The sequence below is a fragment of the Tateyamaria pelophila genome, assembly GCF_019966495.1.
Classification (GTDB): domain Bacteria; phylum Pseudomonadota; class Alphaproteobacteria; order Rhodobacterales; family Rhodobacteraceae; genus Tateyamaria; species Tateyamaria pelophila.
Genome location: NZ_JAIMIA010000003.1, coordinates 26,273 through 49,837 on the forward strand (window position 1 = coordinate 26,273; position 23,565 = coordinate 49,837).

Consider the following 23,565-nt stretch of genomic DNA (forward strand, 5'->3'; position numbering starts at 1 on the left):
GGCTTGGTCTCTATACGGTGACGCTGCCTGTTACGGAGCGGCGGATGCAAAGCCCTTAAACTCTCTGGGAGGAGATACCATGAAATTTATGACCGCTGCCGCCACGGCATTGGCCTTGACCGTAAGTGCGGGCGCTGTTGCCGCCGCCTGTGATGACGGCGAAATCGTCATCAAGTTCAGCCACGTGACAAATACCGACAAGCACCCCAAAGGCATTGCAGCGTCCTTGCTGCAGCAACGGGTGAATGATGAAATGAACGGCACAGCCTGCATGGAAGTGTTCCCACAGTCGACGCTGTACAATGACGATCAGGTTCTCGAAGCCCTGCTGCAAGGCGACGTGCAGTTGGCCGCACCATCACTGTCGAAATTCGAGCAATTTACCAAGAAGTTCCGGATCTTCGATCTGCCCTTCATGTTCAAGAACATCGACGCAGTCGACGCATTCCAGACCTCGGAAACCGGGCAGGCGATGAAAGAGTCGATGACGCGCCGTGGATTGCTGGGACTTGCGTTCTGGCACAATGGCATGAAGCAAATGTCCGCCAATGTCCCGCTGATCAGCCCGACGGATGCCAACGGCCTCAAATTCCGGGTCCAGAACTCGGACGTGCTCAAGGCGCAGATGGCCGCCATCGGTGGATCGCCGCAGCCCATGGCGTTCTCCGAAGTTTACGGCGCCCTGCAAACCGGCGTTGTCGATGGTCAGGAAAACACGTGGTCGAACATCTACGGCCAGAAGTTCTTTGAAGTTCAGGACGGCGTGACCGAGACCAATCACGGCATCATCGACTATCTTGTCGTGACCTCAACCGATTTTTGGGACAGCCTGGAGGATGACACGCGTGATCAGCTTGCGACCATTCTGGACGAAGTCACAACGGCCCGGAACGCCGAGTCGACACGGGTGAACGACGAAGCCAAAGCGGCCATCGTCTCTGCGGGTGGCGTGGTGCGCGAGCTGGACGAAGCACAGCGCGCCGAGTGGGTCGCCGTCATGAACCCCGTCTGGGACGAGTTCAAGGACGACGTGGGTCAGGACAACATTGACGCCGCACAGGCGATCAACGCAGGCTTCTGATCTGACGACGTCATGGTGTTGCGCTCCGGCCCGTTCCGGTGCGCAACCCGAACCCTTCAGCGTTGCACACCTCGTACACCGCATTTTCTCCGTACATCTGAAAGGGGCAGCTTATGGCGCATCACGCACAGCCAAAAAGCACCTTGGGCCGTATCGTCAACGAAATCGAAGAGACCATGATCGCGCTCCTGCTGGCGGGAATGACGATTATCACCTTCATCAACGTGGTGCTCCGTTATGGGTACAACACGGGTCTTGTCTGGGGCCTTGAGGCGGTGACATTTCTGTTTGCCTGGCTGGTCCTGTTCGGGGTGAGCTATGCCGTCAAGATCACTGCCCATCTGGGCGTGGACGCGGTGATCAACCTGTTTTCGCCACCGGTGCGCAAAGTACTGGCTCTGATCGCGGCCACCGTCTGCCTCGCCTATGCGTTCCTGCTGCTCAAGGGGGCGTGGGATTACTGGGCGAATTTTGCCAACCTGCCGCAGACCACGGGCAAATGGTTTCCCACCGGGTTCGAAGAGATGCGCCGCTCATCCTATCGCGGCTGGTACGAGACCATCGATATTCCGTTCCCCGAGTGGTTGCGCTGGATCCAGCCGATCATGAATGAGGGGGAAGATTACGAGAAAATCCCCCGTTTCATTCCCTATTCAATCCTGCCCTTTGGCATGGCCCTGCTGCTGTTTCGTTTTGCTCAGGCCACGATGCGCCTGATCCGTGGAGAAGCCACCAGCCTGATCGTCAGCCACGAAGCTGAAGACGAGGTCGAAGCCGTCAAACACATGAATGAGGGCGCATAAGCCATGGAAGTTGCAATTCTTTTTATCATGGTCGTGGGCTTGATGCTGATCGGTGTTCCGATCGCGGTGAGCCTTGGCATGTCGTCCATCATCTTTCTGCTGTTTCTCAGTGATACCTCGCTTGCGTCGATTGCGCAGACGTTGTTTCAGGCTATGGCCGGGCACTATACCTTGCTGGCGATCCCGTTTTTTGTTCTGGCGTCGACCTTCATGTCGACAGGTGGTGTCGCGAAACGGATCATTCGTTTCTCCATTGCCCTGGTGGGGCACTTTCCAGGCGGTCTGGCGATTGCGGGCGTGTTTGCCTGTATGATGTTCGCGGCCCTGTCGGGATCGTCCCCGGCGACGGTGGTGGCCATCGGATCCATCGTGATCGCGGGCATGCGTCAGGTTGGGTATACCAAGGACTTTGCCGCAGGCGTCATCGCCAACGCAGGTACATTGGGCATTCTGATCCCCCCCTCCATCGTCATGGTGGTCTATGCATCCGCCACCGATGTGTCCGTGGGCAGGATGTTCCTTGCCGGCGTCATTCCAGGCTTGCTGGCCGGGATGATGTTGATGACGACCATCTATATCATCGCACGTGTCAGAAACCTGCCAAAGGGAGAATGGCAAGGCTGGGGCGAGGTGGCATCAGCCGCCGGTACGGCTTCCGGTGGATTGTTCCTGATCATCATCATCCTTGGTGGGATCTATGGCGGGATATTTACTCCCACCGAAGCGGCGGCCGTCGCGGCGGTCTATGCCTTTCTCATCGCCAGCTTCATCTATCGGGATATGGGCGTTTTTGCCCATTACCCGCCAAAGGCCGGGAACTTTACCGGAATCACCCTGATGCTTGGCCTGTTTTTCGGGATCATGCTGTGGTTGATCACGGGGGGCAGCGTTGCGCTGACTACGGCGACGCTGATCGGCTTTGTCGCGGCGGCGGGGGTCGCCGTGGCCGAGCGGCTCATGCGGGGCCTGCCCCTGAACCCTGTCGGCATTGTAAGTGACTTTGCCCGGATGCCGCTGGCATTGGTGCACAAGGACACAAAAAACGCGTTCTTCGAGGCGGGCAAGCTGACCGTTACGCTGATGTTCATCATTGCCAATGCGTTGATCCTGAAGCACGTTCTGACCGATGAGCAGATCCCGCAGCAAATCGCGGGCGCGATGCTGGATGCGGGCTTCGGGCCGATCGTGTTCCTGATCATCGTTAACGTGATCTTGCTGATCGGTGGTCAGTTCATGGAGCCGTCGGGCTTGTTGGTGATCGTGGCGCCACTGGTGTTCCCGATCGCGATCGAGCTGGGGATCGATCCCATTCACCTTGGCATCATCATGGTGGTGAACATGGAGATCGGGATGATCACGCCACCTGTAGGGCTGAACCTGTTCGTGACGTCGGGCGTGGCCAACATGCCGATGATGTCGGTGGTGCGCGCAGCGTTGCCCTTCACCGCCGTACTTTTCGTCTTTTTGATTATGGTGACCTATATCCCGATCATTTCGACCTGGTTGCCGACGATGATGATGGGCCCCGAGGTGATCATAAGATAGAGCCGGTCGCCGGGTGCGGTTGGGGGGCTCTGCCCCCCCGCCGCGGTGCGGCGCCCCCCGGGATATTTAAGGCCGAAAGAAGATCAGGATTCCGCGAGGGCGTCGATGATGGGCTGAAAATCTGTCGCCTTGAGCGATGCACCACCGACGAGCGCGCCGTCCACGTTTTGTGCCTGAAAGATCTCTGCGGCGTTGGCAGGTTTGACCGAACCCCCATAGAGCAGCCGGATTTGCGCACCTTCTACGCCCAGACGATCGATCAGTTCGGCCCGCAACATATCGTGGGTTTCAACGATCTGATCCAACGTGGGAACCTTGCCGGTGCCGATGGCCCAGATGGGTTCATAAGCGACCACAGTATTGGCGGCGGTGGCATCGTCGGGCAGGGACGCCTGAAGCTGTGCCGCGATAATCTCAAGGGTGGCGTCACCAGCACGTTCCGCTTCGCTTTCGCCGATGCACAAGATGGCATTGAGCCCGGCAGCCCATGCGGCTTGTACCTTGGCGCGGACCATCTCGTTGCTCTCGTTGTGGCCATCGCGCCGTTCGGAGTGGCCGACGATCACGTGTGTGGCGCCGGTATTGGCGATCATCGACGCAGCGATGTCACCGGTATAAGCGCCTTTGGTCTCCGCGTGGCAGTCCTGGCCACCGATTTCGACGGGGCTGCCTTGTGCCCTGAATGACGCAAGGGTCAGCAGTGTGTGGGGCGGGCAGATCACGATTTGAGGGGCTTGGGCGGTTTGGCTGGTTGCCAGGGTCCCCAGTTCGTCCAATAGCCCACTATCGCCGTTCATTTTCCAATTGCCTGCTGCCAGTTTGCGCCGCATGTCGCTTACCTCTAAAATTATATCCCGTTGGTCCTAGCACCCGTGCGGCGCCTCGGCTAGTGCTGGCGCCAATCGCGTATGGAGGTGGCTATGATCCCACGGCTGGATGCACAAAAACTGGTGGCACGGGATGCGTCAAGCCTTGACGCGTTGCGCGATGCTGCCACGGGGGCAGGGTTTGCGACGGTGCACAACACTGCCCTGAGTGCCGCGCGCGTGACGGAGGTGATTGAAACCTACCGCACGTTCTTTCACCGCAGCGCAGCGCAAAAGCGCCAGCTGGATATGGCGCAGACCGGATCGAACCGGGGATGGGGTGCGCCGGGATCCGAGCAGGTCGATCCGGATGCCAATCCCGATTACAAACAGTTCTTTGACGTGGGCTTTCAGTTGCACGACGGGCATCCGCTGGCGGGAAAGGTGTTCTATGCGCCGAACCTCTGGCCTGAAGACCCTGAGTTCAAGCGGGTTATTTCAGCCTATTACGATGATGCGCTGGCAATTTCAAAGAGCCTGCTTTCGGCCATATCAGCAGCGCTTGGCATGGACGATGCGCGGTTCGAAGGGGCTTTTGAAACGCCGATGGCCTTGCTGCGGGGCAATTTTTATCCCGCCCGTCCGACATGGGCGGGGGCAAAGGATTTCGGCATTGCGACACATACGGATTACGGCTGTCTGACACTGTTGGCCACCGATGGATCACCGGGGTTGGAGGTGCGCAAACGCGGTGGCGGCTGGATTCCGGTCAGCGCACCGCCGGGGGAATTCGTGATCAATTTTGGCGAAATGCTGGAGTTCTGGACCGGTGGCCGTGTCACCGCCACGCCGCACCGGGTTGTCGGGGGGACCGCAGAGCGCATTTCGGTACCGATGTTCTTTAACCCAACGTACGACACCAATATCGCACCGGCTGGAGCGCCGGTGATGTTGGCGGGCGATCACCTTTCCGCGCGTTTCCGGGCCACCTACGTGCATTTGCAGGGTGGTTCGTGAGCGTGGGCGCCGAGCATGATAGACGGCGCAACTGAGGCGGGGACGACGATCACGGCGCGGTTCGGACCGTCCAATGCCCTCATGTTTGTTCCCGGACGTCGCGGACGCGGCGCGCAATTTTTCGGTTTTTGGGCGTGTTCGACGCATATGTCCGCTTCGCGTCTCAGATAGTCAGGGCGGAACCTAAGCCCAACGGATCAAACCGATCACGGCTGAAGTTGCATAGAAGCCCTGGAGTAAAAGGAAGGTCCATCGTTTGTCGATGAGTGCCCAGGCGGCGAACAACGCCGACGAAACCAGCAGCAGGGTAAAGCCAATCAATTCGTTGCCCGTATTGGACGCGATCAGCAGTGCATAAGCCATCGCAAGAACGGAACCCGAGATTTCGAACAGCGATGTGAGTCTTCTGTTTTCCACGATATGACCTTTGAACGCTAAATTTTCGCGAAAACTAGTGGATTTAAAACCGATTGCAATTGTCGCCTTGTCCGCATCGCAGACGGTGCGATGGCCGCGACAAATCGGCGGATGTGTTGGACTGGTGTTTATAGACAGGCCAGTGCTGCGCGGGCCAGTGCGACGGCTTCTTCTGCGTCGTCCTGCGCGCTGTCGGGGAGGGTCCAATAGGGCATGGCGGTGGGGGATTTGCCGGGGCGGACGGAGGTCCAGCGTTTCATCCCGAGAGCATCAAACCGGTCCTGCATTTCGCCCTGACCTTTGAGCATGATCCTCCCATCCGACAACATCACCGCAAAGATTACGCCGCGGTGGTAAATCCCCAGCCCGCCAAACATCTTGCGCGTCGTCAGTTCCCCCAGCGCGTCGAAAAGGTCGCGCGCATGTGCGATCTCTTCGTTCGACAGGGCCACTTCAGGAGGCGTTTTGATCGGCGGCCAGTTCGTCGACACCCTTGAAGCTGATCGATTCGCCGCAGCCACAGGCATCGGACACGTTTGGGTTGTTGAATTTGAACCCGGATTCGAGCAGCGATGTTTCGTAGTCGATTTCTGTTCCGAAAAGAAACATCTGTGCCATGGGGGCGATCATGACACGCGCGCCGTCCTGTTCGACAGTTTCATCGTTGGGGTCCGCGACGTCCACATATTCCATGGTGTATTCCATACCCGCACAGCCGCCTTTTTTCACGCCGATGCGCAACCCCTGATGTCCGTCCTTGGCCATCAGTCTGGAAATGTGTGCTGCGGCACGGTCGGTGATGCTGACGGCCTGTTTGCCGGGTATCGAGAACATGGAATGCACCTCAGGTTATCTGACTGTTAAGGTAGGGCTTTGCGCCGCGCGCTGCAAGAGGGGGGGGTGCGTGACATGTTTGCAGGGTCGGCGTGAACGTCAAGCCGACGGCTTTCAAAAGGCATACTGGGCTTTTCAACCATATCTGAGGCTTCGATGCGCCATCGGATCGCAAAAAAGTCAACAAGACGTTCCTGCAGCCATTTCTGACCTACACGACACCGGACGGGTGGACATATTCGTTAAACACCGAACCGACCTATGACTGGGAAAGCGAGGAGTGGACTGTGCCGATCAACATCGGCATCAGTAAGCTGGGCAAGTTTGGGGAACAGCCTGTCAGCCTTCAGGCCGGATACCGCTATTGCGTCGATGCACCAGACGGTGGACCGGATTGGAATGTTCGTTTTGTCGTGACGCTCCTGTTTCCAAAGTAAGCCGCTTACCTGACGCCGCGCCCTGAATGGATGTCGTGCGGAGCGATCCGTGCGACGGCATCTGGCTTTTATGCGCGGCGAGACCACGTTGCCTAAAATACATCTCAAAAAAGAGGGCCGCCGGACAATGCGGCGGCCCTGAGGCGTGGACAGTGCCGGTATGCCTGCACTCGCAACGCAAATGGGGACATCAGACAACAAGGCGCATATCGGCGTGTGTATGATTGCCACAACGATATTACGGTTTTCAAACGCAGACGTGACTGTTTTGCGACAGGCTGTGGATCGGTCAACACGACTAGGATTGCTTACATGAAGCCCAATTCAAGACGCGCCTCATCCGACATCATCTCCATGCCCCACGGCGGTTCCCAGACAAGTTCGACGTCTACTTGTTTGACACCGGGCAAAGGTTCGACCGCGTCGGCGACCCAGCCGGGCATCTCGCCCGCCACGGGACAGCCGGGGGCTGTCAGGCTCATGATGATCTTGACCTCGTTCTCTTCGGAGATGTCGATCGTGTAGATCAACCCCAGCTCAAAGATATTCACCGGGATTTCAGGGTCATAGACGGAGCGGCACGCCTCTACCACGGCCTCGTGCAGCGGGTGATCGGTGGAGGACGGCGCAATCAGCGGCGTTCCTTCAAGCATGTCATTGGGTTGGTTCATCGGCCCCTCGCTCTGTTCCTGAGTCTTTATATAGGGATAGGGCGGGGTGTGGTAAAGGGGGCGCTCATAAGGTCGGCACCAGAGTGCATACGCGATCAGGCGCGGTTGGGAGAACTGCGCCTGTTGCTTTCAAACGGAGGCGCTGCATCGTCCATTGGGGCCTGCGTTCAAATAACGTGCACTGACGAGGGGTGTTTGAGAGCAGGGCGGCATTGCGCCACGGTGACATGTGCGCTGTCGTACAGTCAGCACAACATGGCTCTGGGGTCTACTGACACACATTGGGATGTCCGGTCTGAGCCCTAACGTACCAATGCCGAGCTATCGGGAAATCAACTGCAGATAGTCGCGCGTTTCAGTGAACATCTCATAAAAGAGCGACATAGGCGTTGGCCAAGGCGGGGTCAGTGCTGCTTCCACCTCGCCAATGTCGAATTGCAGAATTGCGTCATGCTTTTTCGCCAGGTGCTGCATGCGTTTGTTTTCTCTCAGACAGAGCATGTAAATCGATTTGATGTTACGGTTCTGTGCTGCGGTGAGAACACGGTCGAAAAGCGCATCGCCGATGCCTCTTTCTTGCCAATCAGGTTCAACCATCAGGGCAATTTCCGCAGTGCGGGGCCAACTGCCCGGAAGAATGCGCAATTCGGATATGCCCCTCAACGCCTGATCGGTAAATGCTCCATAGGCCACGCTATCGGAAGACACCAAACCTTCAGCGTAACTCGTGACGTAATCATCGCTCACTTGGGAACAAAATCTGAGGCGACGTGTTTGCAGGTCCGTTCTGTTAAAGAAGTCGACGAGGTCGGGTTGGTCGGATTGCAACAATCGCCTTATGTCGGGTCTGATATGGGTTACTTCAGTTTTCATGAAATCGGGCATCACGGTTGAGTCAGCGTTTTTAGTCGCTGTGTTAACCTCCCACGCTGTACTTATGCTGCATTGCGGCATTGTCCAGCGGTATGAGGTTGATTTCTCATTTTTTCGGTCTCGGACGCTAACTTAGACGCATAAAAATCGCCACATCCACGTTCTGACCATGGTGTTTCAGGTTGCCGACCACTCGAACGTCAGAGAGTCTGGCTGAATACGTAAAAAACGCGCCTTCGTCCGCGCTGTCGACTTGCCAAGTGAAGCGTTTTCTTTGAACGTATTCAAATCCGGCGGGAACGAAACTTGATTGATCGCATTGGCAGATGGTAGAGGATAAGGGAAACATCAAAGAAATGCTGAAGAGCAGATCAAAATGAACGTCGTCGCCGCAAGTCCTGATCAATTCGAAGCCGCTATCAGGCTGATGACACATTGCTTTATTGACGATCCCGTGTGCCGGTATCTCTACCCAAATACATCCCAGTATCTCGAATTTTTCCCGGAATACGTGCGAATTTATGGCGAGAAGGGCGTGGACTGTGGCGGTGCCCATATTTGCAGTGATCGTGGTGCAGCACTTTGGGTCCCACCGGATATACATCCTGACGAAAAGGCGCTTGATGCGCTTTTGGAGCGCAGTGTTGCGCCGGACGCGAAGGCTGAACTCTTTGATGTTTATGCTGAATTTGATCGCGCGCACCCATCAGAGCCTCATTGGTTCTTGCCGCTGATGGGTGTTGATCCGTTTATGAAGAAGCAGGGCATAGGTGCGGCATTGATGACGCATGGATTAACTATGTGCGATCGGGATGGAACCATCGCTTATCTCGAATCGACAAAGCCAGAGAATGTACCGTTCTACGAGAGGTTTGGCTTTAGACCGCACTATACAATAGATGTCGGCGGTCACCCAAAGGTCATCACGATGGTGAGACCGGCAAAGAGGGCCAGTGCCTAGGAAGAAAAACGACAAGCAGGAAAAGGGAAAGCCCGGTTCATCCGCACTGCCGGGTCTGAGCCACTGTTGGTATCGGGATCAACCGCATTGCCCGTTCAGGCAGTTCTCGCGATCCGCAGCCTACAAGTCGGCGCTGAAATCCGTGATTAGGGAGCGCACGACGTTTTTCAGTGCGTCTTCCTCGCTTGCGCCGCCGTCGCGGGCCTCGCGCAGGACTGACACCTGGCGCGTGGCGCTCGTGCCGTCTTCCAGAATGGCCGCAGCACTTTGAACCTCGGCCAGACATCCCAGCGCAGCGGCATGGGGCGTGACAAGGTCGATCAGTTCCTGAAGCAAGGTGCTGAAAGGGACGATCTGACCGATTCCGAAATCGATCAGCCCTTCGGTGATGCCATAGCGTTGCGCCCGCCAGCGGTTTTCCTCGATCAGGAACCGGTCATATTGCCGCCAGCGTTTGTTTTCGCGGCGCAAGGTATAGAGCATATGAAAAAGGCTCTGCGTCAGGGCCGCCAGCGCGACGGTGTGGTTCAGGCGGGGGCAGATATCGCAGATGCGCGATTCGACGGTTGGAAACTTGGCGGACGGGCGCAGATCCCACCAGATCTTGGACCCGTCCTCGATGATGCCGGATTTGATGATGGTCTTGATCGAGCGATCATATTCGCCAAAGCTGTTGAACAGGGGCGGGATGCCGGTGCGGGGCAGGTTGTCGAACACACTCAGCCGGTAGGAGTTCAGGCTGGTATCGCCGCCTTCCCAGAACGGCGAAGAGGTGGACAGCGCCAGAAGATGGGGCAGGAAATATGAAAACTGGTTCATCAGGTCGATGCGCATGTCTTCGTCCTCGATCCCCACATGCACGTGCATGCCGCAGATCAGCATGCGCCGTGCGACCCCGCCCAGATCCTTTTCCAGGTTGCGATAGCGTTCCTTGTCCGTGAACACCTGCTGGTGCCATTTGGCGAAAGGGTGCGTCGAGACGGCGATGGGCTCCAGCCCGTGCGCGTTGCAGGCGGCCTTGACGGTGCGGCGCAGGTGCGTGAGGTCCGCCCGCGCGTCCGCCACGGTGTGACACACGCCCGTGCCCACTTCGATCTGGCATTGCAGGAATTCGGGGCTGACCTTTTCCCCCAACTGATCGATGCAGTGTTGCATCAGCCCGTCGGGAGCGGGGACCAGATCAAGCGTTTCGGCATCCACGATCAGGTATTCTTCTTCGATGCCGAGTGTGAAGGTGGGGGCGGTTTCGCTCATGACGGGCCTCATGTCGGGGCGACGCGGAGATCGCAGTTATTATTTGCGCTGTTTTGGTAAATGTCTTTGCGCGCTCTTGATCCAACTTACTGACCTCTTCGAAGGGAAATCAATCATCCTCTTGGCCGAGGAATCGGGGTGCGACGGCGCAATATGGCTGCTCTTTTTTGAAAAAAGCGGCTGTGACGCGATCAACACAGTTTTTAGGCCGTCACGGTTTTGCCTCATTTCTGTCTGACGGATGCCCTGAATTATGGTGAATTGGTTAACGATCCTTGGCAGACGAGCGTGACAATGACCCAAATCGCAGACAATCTAACGATCAAGACCGCCATTGCAGACGTCGATCTGAGGCTGATCGATGCCGTGTGGGATGTGCAATACCGCGACGCAGACACCCTCCGCCCGTCCGATCGTCACAGCATCCGCCAAGGTTTTGCCGCTGTTGAGCGGGTGGGGGCACGGCTGATCGCGGCGATCGGGGCGCAGGCCACGTTGAACAGCCGGGTTTTGCCGATGATCACCCAGACGACGCGCCTGCGCAAATCGCCCGAGCGCTTTTGGCTCGAGATTGCACAACGCGATGCGGACGCGTCGGGGGAGAATGGCGCGGTCCTGTTTTTTGAATTCACGCCGGGGATTGTGAACATGGGAGTGTTCGTGCCCGGGTTCGCCTCTGAAAAGCTGCGCCAGGATGTGTGGAAGCGGTTCCGCAAGGGCGCGCCGCGGGTCTTCCGTGCGCTCAAACAAGAGCGCGCAAGTGCCGGTCATATCAGCGCGACTGACATTGCTCCGCGCGCATGGTCGCTTTGCCCATCCTGCCCGCCGGGCTCCCCGACACCCAGTGTGGCCGATATGAAAGACAAGCAGCGCAATATGACCGATGAAACGTCCGGGACGGAGGGCCCCGTCAGTATTGCGCTGTCTCTGAAGACCGCAGACTTGTCCATGGACACGCTGGAGATGTGCCTGTCCAAGGCTGTCACCGTATTCGCACCGTTCTTTGGTGCCGTCGGCGGCAAACGTGCCCCGCGTGCCGGGGTGCGAAAACTGTCGCTGGTCCCTGCATCGGTGGCGCAAAACGTGGCGCATCAGGCGTGAAAGATCATCTCAAACGAAGGTGATCGCGCCGCAGGCTTTCCTCACCGTCACGCGCCCGACGGCGCCGTATGCCATCGCTGGCCCTGCGATGCGGAGGCGTCAATACAGCGTCTTGCGGTACAGGTCATCGACGGCGGCCTGCTCGGTCGATGGTATCGGGGCATCCGTGTGATCCCGAAGCATTTCGTATAGGGACGCAACCGGCCGGTCCGGCGCCCATGTCTTTGGCCGCCACAATCCGGCCCGCAAGGGTGCTTTGCCGCAGTGGGTAAAGATTTCTTCGGCGGTGACGCGCAACACGGTCTTGGGGCTGCGACCCTTGACGGCAAAGCGATCACACAGCGTCGGGTCGTCGCTGATTTCAGCCACGCCGTTCACGCGCAGGGTTTCATCGACTGCCGGAATCATGAAAAGCAACGCAACCTGCGGATTGGACAAGATGTTCAACAAGCCGTCGATGCGGTTGTTGCCGGGGCGGTCCGGGATCAGCAGGGTGGTATCGGTCTCGACCTCGACGAACCCGGCGGGATCGCCCTTGGGCGATACGTCGAGGCTTTGACCATCGGATGTTGCCAGAACGAGAAAAGTGGAGTTCGCGATGAACTGCCTGCAATGACGGTCAAATTTTGAAATCACCTTCGTCGCAGGGATGGCGGATGGTGTGCCATAGATCTCGCGCAGTTTTTCCGGTGTCATTGTTCCTGTCCCCTTTACGTCTCGGACTTTGGCCGGTGAATATGGCTGTCGGCGGCGCCGGACGAAGTGCTAGCGACGCTTCCGGGTCGGCTTTGCCTTTACGCGTGTTTCGATCATGTCATAGACCATGCCGACGATGTCCTTGCCGGTGGCACCTTCGATCCCCTCGAACCCCGGCGAGGAGTTCACCTCCAGCACCTTCGGCCCGGTTTCGGAGCGCAGCAGGTCGACGCCGGATTTCCCCAGCCCAAAGGCACGCGCCGCGCGCACGGCGGCGTCGCGTTCCTCCTTGGTGATGCGGACCGATTTGGCCGATCCGCCCCGGTGCAGATTGGAGCGGAAATCGCCCTCCGCCCCGGTGCGTTTCATCGACGCCACGACCTTGCCGTCAATCACCAGACAGCGAATGTCTTCGCCGGCCGCTTCTTTGACGAAATCCTGCACCAGAAAGTTGGCGCGCAATCCGCGAAACGCGTCGATCACGGATTCAGCAGCCTTCTTGGTTTCCGCCAGCACGACGCCCTTGCCTTGCGTGCTTTCCAGCAGTTTCACGATGACGGGGGCGGACCCGACCAGACCCAGAATGTTCGCGGTGTCGCGGGGCGAGGCGGCAAAGGCCGTGGTCGGCATCCCGATTTTCTTGGAGGCGAGGATTTGATGCGCATGCAGCTTGTCGCGGCTGGCGGTGATTCCGGCGGAACCGTTGACACAATAGGTGCCCGTGGTCTCGAACTGGCGGATCACGGCGGTGCCATAGGCAGTGACGGAGGCTCCGATGCGCGGGATGACCGCGTCATAGCGGGGCAGGCGCTTGCCGTCATAATGTACTTCGGGCGCCATAGCGTTGATCGCCATATAGCAGCGGGTGGTGTCGATCACCTCGACGGTGTGGCCGCGCGATTCTCCCACCTCGACCAGGCGGCGCGTGGAATAGTTGTTTTCGCGGCTCAGCACGGCGATGCGCAGCGCGCGGCTGGGGGCAACCTTGCGCATGGCGGAGGAATGGTAGACGTCGTAGCTCAGGTCCGGCTGAAGCCGTTTTTCCGACGCGGTGATGGTGATGTGCTCGCTGAGCGCCTGGCGGCCCAGAAGCATACGGCTTGCCATCGATGACCGGTTGGTCAGCGTGATTTCGATCGGCCAGGACTGGCCCGCGACCTCGAGCCTTGTCTCGATCACATAGCGCAACTCGGCTTCACCATTGGAAGACGTGACTTCGCGCCGGTCAAGGATCGGGGCGGAACAGGTGATGGAGACTTGATCCTGCCCGCTGATGGGATGCACGTTGAAGCGCACCTTGGGCTTGGCGGCGGGGCCGAACACTTCGATGTCGTGGGCGTGCAGCGCAGAGGTGCGCGCACCGGTATCGACCTTGGCCCTGAGCGCGGGCAGGCCCAGTTCGGGCAGGCCGATCCATTCTTCCCAGCCAAAGTTCAGATTTTCCATGCGCTTATGTCCCCGATCTGTGTGAAGGTTCGGCGTAACATATCGCTGACAGAAGATACAACTTAGTCGGTGGTGGGCATGGGGCCAAAAGGTTGTCCCGGCTCGCAGTCGGTGAGGCCCAGTTCTGCGAGGCGTTCGGGGGTGGGGAGGGGGACGTTACGCAGGTCGGACGGCATGAGAAATCTGGGCACTTCAGTCTTTTTGACCCACCAGTGCCAGACAGAAAAAAATTCCTGATCATCGAGTGCCTCACCGACCCATTGGCAGGGATTGCCCATGCGCGTCTCAAACTCTGCACTCCTGAGGACGGTGGCATCCATGAAGGCGTTGCGGAAATCCGTCTTGTCGTCCCACAGGGCATTGGTCATTTTTGCAAACCTCATCGCGCCACCGTAATTGATGGTCGCGCTTAGATTTGCATAGCCCAAGGCGGCGTTGCGCTCTGTCGAACCCAATATCCGTGAGTAGCGCAGGTTCGCCCGCTCCATTTGCGTGAGAAAGAGGTTTGTTTCCACCAATCGCACGCCGCTCAGGTCCACATCTTGCATTTGCGCACCGCTGAGGTTCGCTCCGTCCATAGCCGCAAAGCTGAGGTCTGCCCCTCCATTTGCGCGCTGCGCAGGTCAGCAGCCACAAGGGATGCGAAGCTGAGGTCCGCTCCTTGCATATGCGTGCCGCGCAGGTCTGACCGCGTCAGGTGCGAGTCGACAAGGTTCGCTCCCTTCACGTGCGCGAAGCGCAGGTCCGCCCCATCCATCTGCGCCGCATTGAGAATGGCCCCGTCCATTTGCGCTGAATTGAGGTTCGCCCGCTCCATTTGCGCGGCGCTGAGGTTCGCCTGCTGCATCTGAGCCTCGAAGAGATCTGCGCCCTCCAGAACGGCACCGTCGAGTTTTGCCCCATTCAGGTCCGCAGCCACGAGATTCATCCCCGGTAAAAACGCGCCCCTCATGTCGAGCTTGCGCAAATCCAAACCATTCGCCCTGACAAACGCCCGCAGGTCCGCGTTCATTTCCCGGTACTGCGTCGGGTTGACGTGGTTGACCTCCGGTTTGCCAAGGGCGTCGATCTGTGCGCTGCGGCGGGTTACCCATTCGGCTTGAAACGCGTCGGCTTGCTGTGCGGACATATTCTGGCAGTCCACAGCCTCACGCTCGCACCATTTTGGGCGAAACTCGCTGCGCGCGATATCATGGGGCAGCCAGTTGTCGGGCTTTTCGACAAGTGCTTCGCCGACCAGATTGACCGGGCCGAGCGTGAGCAGGCCAAGGGACCAGAAGTTCTCCGGAAAATCGAAGGCGTCATCCGCCTCGGGCGGGTCGTTGCGCGCCAGCCATGTGCCGATGGCCGCCTCCGCTGCTGCGGCCCGAGGGTAAAACCCCAGCATCCCCGAGGTGCGTTCAATGCTGACGGCCCCCACGAATACAATCGCTGCAGCCCCGCCCAGCCCAAGCGCCGCCCACGCCCAAAGCGGGCGTTTGTCGGTCACGCTCAAGCCGCGCATGCGTCGGCGCATCACCAGCCACGAGGCAAGCCCGATCCAACCTGCCGCAATCAGCATGAGCCCGGCCACCAAGCTCATGTCCGGGCTGCGCGCGGCCATCGACGTCATCCACAAGGCAAAGAGGATCATCAGACCAAAGCCCCAGGCCAGCGCCACATTCAGCACCATCGCGGCACCTTCGAGCGATCTGGGCGTGGTACAACGGTCCTCGCGTTTCTTGTTGCGCAGATGCAGCGCGGCATCGCTGACCAGCCAGGGCGTGATTACATCGCCCAGGGGCGTGCGTTTGACAAAGGCATCCGCCGCGCCCAACGCATCCCAGAGCCGGATCAGGTAGAGGTGGAAGTACCCGTAGATCGCAAAGGTCAGGATGGGGGCGGCGATAAAGAACAGCCGCGTAGGCACCTCGACATCGACCAGCGGCAGTTTTGTGGCGCGGTTCACGCCGTAAAAGTCGATATGCTCGACACCCATCAGCGTGATGCCCACAAAGACCAGCACACCCAGAAGGGCGAACCACGTGGTGCGCGCATTGGTCGTTAGCGCGTTGATGCGGGCGACTTCGGTTGGTAGATCTGCCATCAACAAATACCGTCTTCAAATACCTGACTATGAATGCACGTTGCGTTTTGCGTCAAGCGGTGAGCTTGGCAAAGGGCAGGGTGGGGGATATGGAGGCGCGAAATGCGGCACGCGAGGGCGACATGAGCAGATTTTCCTTTGATCTCAAGGCGACGGACGGACGGGCGCGCACGGGTGTCATTTCCACGCCGCGCGGAGATATCCGCACGCCGGCCTTCATGCCCGTGGGTACGGCGGCCACCGTCAAGGCGATGCTGCCCGGTTCCGTGCGCGAGACGGGGGCGGATATCCTGCTGGGCAACACCTATCACCTGATGCTGCGTCCGACCGCCGAGCGGATTGATGCCTTGGGGGGGCTGCACAAGTTCATGAATTGGGATCGTCCCATTCTGACCGACAGTGGTGGCTTTCAGGTGATGAGCCTGGCCGATCTGCGCAAACTGACCGAGAACGGCGTGACCTTTAAAAGCCACATCGACGGCTCAAAGCATGAGTTGACCCCCGAACGCTCGATGGAGATCCAGCGCCTGCTGGGCTCTGACATCGTGATGTGCTTTGACGAATGCCCCGCGCTGCCTGCGGATCGTGACCGGCTTGCGCAAAGCATGGAGTTGTCGATGCGGTGGGCCAAGCGGTCGCGTGAGGCGTTCGGAGATCGGCCCGGCCATGCGCTTTTTGGCATTCAGCAGGGCGGGTTGGAGCAGGACTTGCGCGGTCAGAGCGCCGAGGCGCTGCGCGAGATCGGCTTTGAAGGTTATGCCGTCGGGGGACTGGCCGTGGGCGAGGGGCAGGAGGCGATGTTTGGCTGTCTGGATTATGCGCCGGAGCAGTTGCCCGCCGACAAGCCGCGGTACCTGATGGGCGTTGGCAAGCCCGATGACATCGTGGGGGCGGTGGCGCGCGGCATTGATATGATGGATTGCGTACTGCCGTCGCGGTCTGGGCGCACCGGACAGGTCTTTACCCGGCGCGGGGTGCTCAACATCAAGAACGCGCGGCACATGGATGATCCGCGACCCCTGGACGAAAACTGCGACTGCCCCGCCTGTCGCGGCTATTCGCGGGCCTATCTGCACCACGTGTTCCGCAGTCAGGAGATCATCAGTGCGATGCTGCTGACCTGGCACAACCTGCGCTATTATCAGGACCTGATGGTGGGGATGCGAACGGCGATTGCGGCGGGCACCTTCGCGGCCTGGCAGGCGGCGTTTCATGCCGGGCGGGCCGAGGGCGATATCGACCCTTTGTGACAAAAGGTAGGGTATTCCGCCATCTGTTGTGAAGTATTTGCAGGCTATTGTCCCCTTTTGTGTGTGATGCCTTTTGGGGAAGGTCGTAATGATATTTGGAATGTTTTCGGTAATCTGGTGCGCAGTGATTGTTCTGGCCGTCCTGGTCCTGGCCTGAAAAGGACAACGGGGGCGGGCTGGCGTTTGGGACGCGTGGCGCGTTTCGTGTCGTCACGCCCCCCTGCTATGGGCCACGTTCGGGGCACCGGTTTCAGCATTGTGCGCAAATATGGACTGCAGATTCAGCTCAAGAGACTGAGAGGATTGCATCGGTGCACGGTGAGGGCCGCGCTTACGTCCTTTGAACCGATTTGCGCGATTTTCACGTCTGATTTGGGCCGAACTGCGCATATTTAGCAGGAAATACGGTGGAATTCTCTATCTGTAGTGCCAAAAAAACTGGGGACAGTTTGCAAGGTCCCATTGCGTCCATGGCCGGGGCGCGTCATTCTGGACCTTGAAACAAGGGGGCTGCGGACACAAATCAGTAGCCAGTATAAGGAGACAGCCAAGGTTGCCGCAGTCGGGACCGCGCTGTTTTGCCAAAGATAAGGAAAAGAGCATGCAAGAGCCACTTAATGCCTCGTACCCGGTTTTGCCGCTGCGTGACATTGTCGTATTTCCACACATGATCGTGCCGCTGTTCGTGGGCCGTGAGAAATCGGTGCGCGCCTTGGAAGAGGTTATGGCAGATGACAAGCAGATCCTGCTGTCGAGCCAGACCGATCCGGCCGTCGATGACCCGGATACTTCTGGCATTTACAAGGCCGGGGTTCTGGCCAATGTGTTGCAACTGCTGAAGCTGCCCGATGGTACCGTAAAGGTGCTGGTCGAGGGGCAGGCGCGGGTGCGCATTACGGAATACCTCGACAATGATAACTTCTTTGAGGCCCGCGCCGAGTATCTGACCGAGATGCCGGGAGATCCGGCCACGACCGAAGCGTTGCTGCGGTCTGTCGGCGACGAGTTCGAACGCTATTCCAAAGTGAAAAAGAACATCCCCGAAGAGGCGTTGACTGCCGTCGGGGAAACAACCGAGCCTGCGAAACTGGCCGATCTGGTTGCCGGTCATCTGGGCATCGAAGTGGAGCAGAAGCAGGACCTGCTGGAAACGCTCGCCGTCTCGGAACGCCTGGAGAAGGTTTACGGCCTCATGCAGGGCGAGATGAGCGTTTTGCAGGTCGAGAAAAAGATCAAGACCCGCGTCAAATCCCAGATGGAGAAGACACAGCGCGAATACTATCTGAACGAGCAGATGAAAGCCATTCAGAACGAATTGGGCGATGGCGAGGACGGCAAGAACGAAGTCGCCGAGTTGGAAGCCAAGATCGAGGCTACCAAGCTGAGCAAAGAGGCCCGTGAAAAGGCCGATGCCGAGATCAAGAAGCTGAAGAACATGTCGCCCATGAGCGCCGAGGCGACCGTGGTGCGCAATTATCTGGACTGGATGCTGTCGATCCCGTGGGGCGTGAAATCGCGCGTGAAAAAGGATCTGGGCCGCGCCGAGAAAATCTTGGACGACGATCACTATGGGTTGGAAAAGGTCAAGGAACGCATTGTCGAATACCTCGCGGTGCAGCAGCGGTCGAAAAAGATGAAAGGCCCGATCATGTGTCTGGTCGGCCCTCCGGGCGTGGGCAAAACCAGCCTGGGCAAGTCGGTCGCCAAGGCCACGGGACGCGAGTTCATCCGCATCTCGCTGGGTGGTGTGCGTGACGAATCCGAGATCCGCGGCCACCGCCGGACCTATATCGGCTCGATGCCTGGCAAGATCATTCAGGCGCTGAAAAAGGCAAAGACAACCAATCCGCTCATCCTGCTCGACGAGATCGACAAGATGGGCCAGGATTTCCGGGGCGACCCGGCGTCGGCCATGCTTGAAGTGCTTGATCCGGAACAGAACTCCACCTTTGTGGATCACTACCTTGAGGTCGAGTATGATCTCTCGAACGTGATGTTCCTGACCACGTCGAACTCTTACAATATGCCGGGGCCATTGCTGGACCGGATGGAGATCATTCCGCTGGCGGGCTACACTGAGGACGAAAAGCGCGAGATTGCGAAACAGCACCTCATCGCCAAGCAGATCAAGAACCACGGCCTGAAAAAGTCCGAGTTCGAACTGACGGACGAGGCTTTGTCGTCGATCATCCGTTATTACACCCGTGAAGCGGGCGTGCGGAACCTTGAGCGTGAGATTGCCAAGGTGGCGCGGAAATCGCTGACCAAGATCGTCAAGAAAGAGGCCGAGACCGTCCGCGTCACGGCCGAAAACATCGACGACTTCCTGGGTGTCAAAAAACACCGCTATGGTCTGGCCGAACAGGCCGATCAGATCGGTGTTGTCACGGGACTGGCCTGGACGTCAGTGGGCGGTGATCTTTTGCACATCGAAGCGTTGAAACTGCCCGGAAAAGGTCGGATGAAGACGACCGGCAAGCTGGGCGATGTGATGAAAGAGAGCATCGACGCCGCCTCGAGCTATGTGCGCTCGATCAGCCCGCAGATCGGGGTCAAGCCGACCAAGTTCGACAAGATCGACATCCACGTTCACGTGCCGGACGGTGCGACGCCCAAGGATGGCCCGTCTGCGGGTCTTGCCATGGTCACGTCGATCGTGTCGGTGCTGACCGGCATTCCCGTGCGCCGCGATATTGCCATGACGGGCGAAGTGTCCCTGCGCGGCAATGCGATGCCCATTGGCGGGTTGAAGGAAAAACTGTTGGCGGCCCTGCGTGGCGGGATCAAGACGGTTCTCATCCCGCAAGAGAATGAGAAAGATCTGACCGAGATTCCCGACAACGTGAAGGAAGGGTTGGAAATCATCCCGGTGTCCCACGTCAGGGAAGTGCTGGAACGTGCCTTGATCGAAGCTCCGGTACCGATCGAATGGGATGAGGCCGCCGAAGAAGCGGCGGCAGCCGCCGCGGCCCAGGCGCAACCGGGCGGTGCAGGCGCCACGGCGCACTGACCCATCTGAGATGAAATGCAAGACTGCGCGCAACTCCCGGGTTGCGCGCATTTTTTTTGCACTCTCTCTGCGCATCACGGGACTGGCGTTCGTCTGGATGACCGGTCGCAAAGGCGCAGGAATATGGTATGCCTTTGGCCACACACTGCATCGGCATTATAGATGTCTAAGTGAATTTGCGCTATACGCAGCCCAAGCAGTCATAAAGTGAGGCACCCATGGCAACGACCAAGAAAACGACCAGAACATCAACCCGCAAGACCCCGTCCACTGGCGAAACAGCCGTGACAAAGGCCAAAGCCACCGGTGCAAAACCGGTGTCACCGGAACCGGCGCCATCTGTCGTCGTCAACGCACCGCAGCCCGTTGTGGCAGGACCAATGATGCGGAAAAAAGAGTTGATCAATGCGGTTGTCGCCAAGTCCGGCATCAAGAAGAAAGACGCAAAGCCCGTGATCGAGGCGATGCTGGAGGTGCTCGGATCGGCCTTGCAAGATGGGCGCGAGTTGAATCTGCAACCTTTGGGCAAGGTGAAAGTGAACCGTGAAAAGAAATTGGCCGTCGGCAAGGTGCTGATCACGCGTATACGGCAGGCCCGCGATCTGCCGCCCAGCGTTGTTGCGGACGACCCGGATACCGCGTCGCAGGGCAATATGTCCCCTTCGGCCGACTGATATTTGCGGGGAAGGCCTCTTGCGTACAGCGTTTTGATTGGCTAGGACGCGCGCAGTTTGGGTGATTAGCTCAGTGGTAGAGCGCTTCGTTCACATCGAAGATGTCAGGAGTTCAAATCTCTTATCACCCACCATCTGACTTTCTCTGGCAATACCTTCTGAAAATCAATCGCTTGGGAGTGTCGTTCTACGCGCGCAACAGCCTACAGTGGCGGACGATCTGGTGCACTGCGAAATACGAAAACAAACTTGCAAAGCCGTTTCTAAATGCCGATGCATACATGCGACGTGCTTGGGGCGGAGGGTGGACAAGGTGCAAACAGGAGATGTCGAAGCAACGACTACGGCACGTTTTCCCGCGTTCAAGTGCGGATAACCCTTGGCTGTGACGTATCCAGACCTCCTCATTCTTCGACACGGTGAGACGGAATGGAATCGCCTTGGCCGCATGCAGGGCGAGGCAGATAGTCCACTCACACAACAGGGCTGTTCGCAGGCCGCAGCCCAAGGGCGATTGCTGAACGAGTTTGGCATTTCAGGGTGGGATATCTTCTGTAGTCCGCAAGGCAGGTGCACCGAAACGGCGCAGCTCGCCCTGCAAGGCACCATGTCACAGGTTGTTTTGGACGGCCGTTTGGCGGAAATCACCTTGGGCGCATGGTCCGGTGCGTCGCGGACCAAGATCATGGAAACCGCGCCGCATTTGTTTGAGCCGGAAGATAACATGATCTGGTACGATCACGCGCCCGGCGGCGAGGGGCTGGAAGCGCTCTATGTCAGAACCGGAGCCTTTCTCGCGGAACGTACCAAACCGACCGTCGTGTTTACCCATGGGATCACCTCCCGGATGCTGCGCTGTCATGCGCTCGGACTGGACTCAGGGGCATTTTCCGATTTGCCGGGAGGGCAGGGCGTGATCTATCATCTGTCCAGCGGGCGACAGACATGCCTGGCTGAATAGCGTCACACGCCCGCCGATTTACGCGTTTGCAATACAGTCGATGAAAGGGGTTGAAGCGCCCTGCGCCTTTGAGTAAGACAGCGCAATCGGGTCGTTAGCTCAGTTGGTAGAGCGCTTCGTTTACACCGAAGATGTCGGGAGTTCGAGCCTCTCACGACCCACCATTCCCTCTTTCCAAGAAGATTTTTAGGGCAAATTGCCATGCGCTTTCCCATCTGGCGCCATGGTAGGCACAGGGGCTACCAGTGTTCATTTGCGCACCAAAGCCCTCATGACTTGCCTGTTGTGTGAATACATCATCGCGTTATCTTCATTTAAAGCGCACAAGGAGTATCGCACATGAGCTGGAACCCCGCACTCGATCCCGATTGCCCGAAAGGCGACGCCGTGGATGCGATTGAGACCATAATTGTCCCCCGCGCCCGCGATCTGGGCGGGTTTGAAGTCCGAAGGGCTTTGCCTGCGCCCAAACGCCAGATGGTGGGCCCGTTCATCTTTTTTGACCAGATGGGTCCCGCCGAATTTGTCACCGGCAAAGGGATTGACGTCCGCCCGCACCCGCATATCGGACTGGCAACTGTCACCTATCTTTACAAGGGCAAAATCCATCACCGTGACAGTGTCGGCACGGATCAATGGATCGACCCGGGGGCGGTCAACTGGATGGTTGCGGGACATGGAATCACTCATTCCGAGCGGACCGATGGGCAGGTGCGCGAAAAACCGCACAGCCTGTTTGGCATTCAGACCTGGGTCGCGTTGCCCAAGGATGCCGAGGATGATCCGGCGGCCTTTGAACATGCCCCGAAAGACTCGCTGCCCGTTCTGGAGGGCGAAGGCAAAGAAGTGCGGCTGATTCTGGGGGACGCCTGGGGCGAACGGGCACCGGTAAAGACAGCGTCCGAGATGTTTTACGCCGATGCGGTGTTGGAGGCAGGGGCGCGCATGCCCTTGCCGGACAATCACGAGGATCGCGGGATCTATGTGGTGCAGGGATCGATCGTGGTCGCGGGACAAAGCTATGACGCCGGACAGATGATGGTCTTCCGGCCCGGTGATCAGATGTCCGTCACGGCAGGCGAGGCCGGTGCGCGACTAATGCTGCTGGGGGGCGCAACACTTGAGGGATCGCGTCATATCTGGTGGAATTTTGTGGCATCCAGCAAAGAGCGGATTGAGGCTGCCAAGGAAGCCTGGCGCGCGGGCGATTGGGCGCATGGTCGGTTTCACCTGCCTCCTGGTGATGAGGATGAGTTCATTCCACTGCCCGAGAGATAAGGGACAGTACAAACCGGCACGCGGACGTTTTGAGCTGAAGAATGGTTTGCCTGGTCTTGGGTTTGATGTGGGTGATGCAGACGTCGATCTGTGAAATCAGAATGAAGTCGGCCTCTGCAGATGGTGTGACAGCGAGCGCAATCTGGAGGGTGAGGACACAAAAGAGGGGCGACCGAAATGGTTGCGATACGTTGAACGCAGAATTCGGTGAGTTTCAGGCAAAACCCGGCTTGACGCGCCACCGCACTGCACATATGACCGCACAACGCAGCGGGCGGTTGTAGCTCAGTTGGTTAGAGTACCGGCCTGTCACGCCGGGGGTCGCGGGTTCGAGCCCCGTCAACCGCGCCACTGCTGCACTCTG

At 58.5% G+C, this 23,565-nt stretch carries 23 protein-coding genes and 3 tRNA genes; 15 read left to right on the plus strand and 11 right to left on the minus strand.

Translation table 11 applies throughout. The features are described from left to right. The first annotated feature begins 79 nt into the window (after positions 1 to 79). The 3 genes from LC354_RS01740 (at position 80) to LC354_RS01750 (ending at position 3,429) form a co-directional block, all read left to right on the plus strand. Positions 80 to 1,081, plus strand: a complete 1,002-nt coding sequence (locus LC354_RS01740; RefSeq protein WP_223421112.1) for a DctP family TRAP transporter solute-binding subunit — start codon at positions 80 to 82, stop codon at positions 1,079 to 1,081. Positions 1,082 to 1,194: 113 nt separating this feature from the next. Next, complete coding sequence (locus tag LC354_RS01745; RefSeq protein WP_223421113.1) at positions 1,195 to 1,884, plus strand: TRAP transporter small permease; 690 nt, start codon at positions 1,195 to 1,197, stop codon at positions 1,882 to 1,884. A gap of 3 nt (positions 1,885 to 1,887) precedes the next feature. Then, positions 1,888 to 3,429 carry a TRAP transporter large permease gene (locus LC354_RS01750; RefSeq protein WP_223421114.1) on the plus strand — a complete coding sequence of 514 codons (1,542 nt, stop codon included), beginning with the start codon at positions 1,888 to 1,890 and terminating at the stop codon, positions 3,427 to 3,429. 83 nt (positions 3,430 to 3,512) lie between these two features. Here the strand turns inward: LC354_RS01750 and tpiA are convergent, their stop codons facing one another. Beyond that, positions 3,513 to 4,259, minus strand: coding sequence for a triose-phosphate isomerase (gene tpiA / locus LC354_RS01755; protein ID WP_223421115.1), 747 nt, complete (start codon positions 4,257 to 4,259; stop codon positions 3,513 to 3,515). A 90-nt stretch (positions 4,260 to 4,349) separates the two neighbouring features. On the opposite strand from tpiA, the gene LC354_RS01760 reads away from it, so the two are divergent. Then, complete coding sequence (locus tag LC354_RS01760) at positions 4,350 to 5,252, plus strand: isopenicillin N synthase family dioxygenase (protein WP_223421116.1); 903 nt, start codon at positions 4,350 to 4,352, stop codon at positions 5,250 to 5,252. A gap of 183 nt (positions 5,253 to 5,435) precedes the next feature. Here LC354_RS01760 and LC354_RS01765 read toward each other — a convergent pair whose 3' ends face one another. The 3 genes from LC354_RS01765 to LC354_RS01775 form a co-directional block, all read right to left on the minus strand. After that, a complete protein-coding gene (locus LC354_RS01765) occupies positions 5,436 to 5,669 on the minus strand; it encodes a hypothetical protein (RefSeq protein WP_223421117.1) in 234 nt (77 codons plus the stop codon). Positions 5,670 to 5,797: 128 nt separating this feature from the next. Then, positions 5,798 to 6,160, minus strand: a complete 363-nt coding sequence (locus LC354_RS01770) for a TfoX/Sxy family protein (protein WP_223421118.1) — start codon at positions 6,158 to 6,160, stop codon at positions 5,798 to 5,800. Then, positions 6,123 to 6,503, minus strand: coding sequence for a HesB/IscA family protein (locus tag LC354_RS01775; protein WP_223421119.1), 381 nt, complete (start codon positions 6,501 to 6,503; stop codon positions 6,123 to 6,125). Before LC354_RS01775 ends, LC354_RS01770 begins: the two co-directional genes overlap by 38 nt. 287 nt (positions 6,504 to 6,790) lie before the next feature. Here LC354_RS01775 and LC354_RS01780 point away from each other — a divergent pair, with 287 nt between their 5' ends. Further along, positions 6,791 to 6,940: a hypothetical protein gene (locus tag LC354_RS01780; RefSeq protein WP_223421120.1), complete on the plus strand. Its 150-nt coding sequence runs from the start codon at positions 6,791 to 6,793 to the stop codon at positions 6,938 to 6,940. A 308-nt stretch (positions 6,941 to 7,248) separates the two neighbouring features. On the opposite strand, the gene LC354_RS01785 is transcribed toward LC354_RS01780, so the two are convergent. Next, a complete protein-coding gene (locus LC354_RS01785) occupies positions 7,249 to 7,611 on the minus strand; it encodes an SUF system Fe-S cluster assembly protein (protein WP_223421121.1) in 363 nt (120 codons plus the stop codon). Positions 7,612 to 7,932: 321 nt separating this feature from the next. After that, complete coding sequence (locus tag LC354_RS01790; protein ID WP_223421122.1) at positions 7,933 to 8,484, minus strand: GNAT family N-acetyltransferase; 552 nt, start codon at positions 8,482 to 8,484, stop codon at positions 7,933 to 7,935. 376 nt (positions 8,485 to 8,860) lie between these two features. Here LC354_RS01790 and LC354_RS01795 point away from each other — a divergent pair, with 376 nt between their 5' ends. Next, complete coding sequence (locus tag LC354_RS01795; protein WP_223421123.1) at positions 8,861 to 9,445, plus strand: GNAT family N-acetyltransferase; 585 nt, start codon at positions 8,861 to 8,863, stop codon at positions 9,443 to 9,445. A 120-nt stretch (positions 9,446 to 9,565) separates the two neighbouring features. Here the strand turns inward: LC354_RS01795 and LC354_RS01800 are convergent, their stop codons facing one another. Further along, the gene (locus tag LC354_RS01800; protein ID WP_223421124.1) at positions 9,566 to 10,699 is read right to left on the minus strand and encodes a carboxylate-amine ligase; all 1,134 of its coding nucleotides are present in this window, start codon (positions 10,697 to 10,699) and stop codon (positions 9,566 to 9,568) included. Between the two features lie 294 nt (positions 10,700 to 10,993). On the opposite strand from LC354_RS01800, the gene LC354_RS01805 reads away from it, so the two are divergent. After that, positions 10,994 to 11,800 (plus strand): hypothetical protein, encoded by an 807-nt coding sequence (locus tag LC354_RS01805; RefSeq protein WP_223421125.1) that lies wholly within the window; start codon positions 10,994 to 10,996, stop codon positions 11,798 to 11,800. Between the two features lie 99 nt (positions 11,801 to 11,899). On the opposite strand, the gene LC354_RS01810 is transcribed toward LC354_RS01805, so the two are convergent. From LC354_RS01810 to LC354_RS01825, 4 genes are all read right to left on the minus strand, one after another. Then, entirely contained in the window at positions 11,900 to 12,496 is a 597-nt protein-coding gene (locus tag LC354_RS01810; protein ID WP_223421126.1) for a pyridoxamine 5'-phosphate oxidase family protein, read from the minus strand. 69 nt (positions 12,497 to 12,565) lie between these two features. After that, complete coding sequence (gene rimK / locus LC354_RS01815) at positions 12,566 to 13,942, minus strand: 30S ribosomal protein S6--L-glutamate ligase (RefSeq protein ID WP_223421127.1); 1,377 nt, start codon at positions 13,940 to 13,942, stop codon at positions 12,566 to 12,568. Positions 13,943 to 14,004: 62 nt separating this feature from the next. Beyond that, positions 14,005 to 14,520 (minus strand): pentapeptide repeat-containing protein, encoded by a 516-nt coding sequence (locus tag LC354_RS01820; protein ID WP_223421128.1) that lies wholly within the window; start codon positions 14,518 to 14,520, stop codon positions 14,005 to 14,007. After that, positions 14,472 to 16,028, minus strand: coding sequence for a pentapeptide repeat-containing protein (locus LC354_RS01825; protein ID WP_223421129.1), 1,557 nt, complete (start codon positions 16,026 to 16,028; stop codon positions 14,472 to 14,474). Before LC354_RS01825 ends, LC354_RS01820 begins: the two co-directional genes overlap by 49 nt. Positions 16,029 to 16,150: 122 nt before the next feature. Here LC354_RS01825 and tgt point away from each other — a divergent pair, with 122 nt between their 5' ends. The 8 genes from tgt to LC354_RS01865 all read left to right on the plus strand — a co-directional run bounded on the left by tgt (position 16,151) and on the right by LC354_RS01865 (position 23,552). Continuing rightward, entirely contained in the window at positions 16,151 to 17,278 is a 1,128-nt protein-coding gene (gene tgt / locus LC354_RS01830; RefSeq protein ID WP_223421206.1) for a tRNA guanosine(34) transglycosylase Tgt, read from the plus strand. A gap of 601 nt (positions 17,279 to 17,879) precedes the next feature. Then, a complete protein-coding gene (lon, locus tag LC354_RS01835) occupies positions 17,880 to 20,288 on the plus strand; it encodes an endopeptidase La (protein ID WP_223421130.1) in 2,409 nt (802 codons plus the stop codon). Positions 20,289 to 20,506: 218 nt separating this feature from the next. Beyond that, positions 20,507 to 20,962 carry an HU family DNA-binding protein gene (locus LC354_RS01840; RefSeq protein WP_223421131.1) on the plus strand — a complete coding sequence of 152 codons (456 nt, stop codon included), beginning with the start codon at positions 20,507 to 20,509 and terminating at the stop codon, positions 20,960 to 20,962. Between the two features lie 59 nt (positions 20,963 to 21,021). Beyond that, positions 21,022 to 21,096, plus strand: a tRNA-Val gene (locus tag LC354_RS01845). A 251-nt stretch (positions 21,097 to 21,347) separates the two neighbouring features. Then, positions 21,348 to 21,923 (plus strand): histidine phosphatase family protein, encoded by a 576-nt coding sequence (locus LC354_RS01850; RefSeq protein ID WP_223421207.1) that lies wholly within the window; start codon positions 21,348 to 21,350, stop codon positions 21,921 to 21,923. 88 nt (positions 21,924 to 22,011) lie between these two features. Continuing rightward, positions 22,012 to 22,087, plus strand: a tRNA-Val gene (locus tag LC354_RS01855). A 175-nt stretch (positions 22,088 to 22,262) separates the two neighbouring features. Continuing rightward, positions 22,263 to 23,201: a pirin family protein gene (locus tag LC354_RS01860; protein WP_223421132.1), complete on the plus strand. Its 939-nt coding sequence runs from the start codon at positions 22,263 to 22,265 to the stop codon at positions 23,199 to 23,201. Positions 23,202 to 23,475: 274 nt separating this feature from the next. Then, positions 23,476 to 23,552, plus strand: a tRNA-Asp gene (locus LC354_RS01865). Positions 23,553 to 23,565 lie beyond the last annotated feature (13 nt).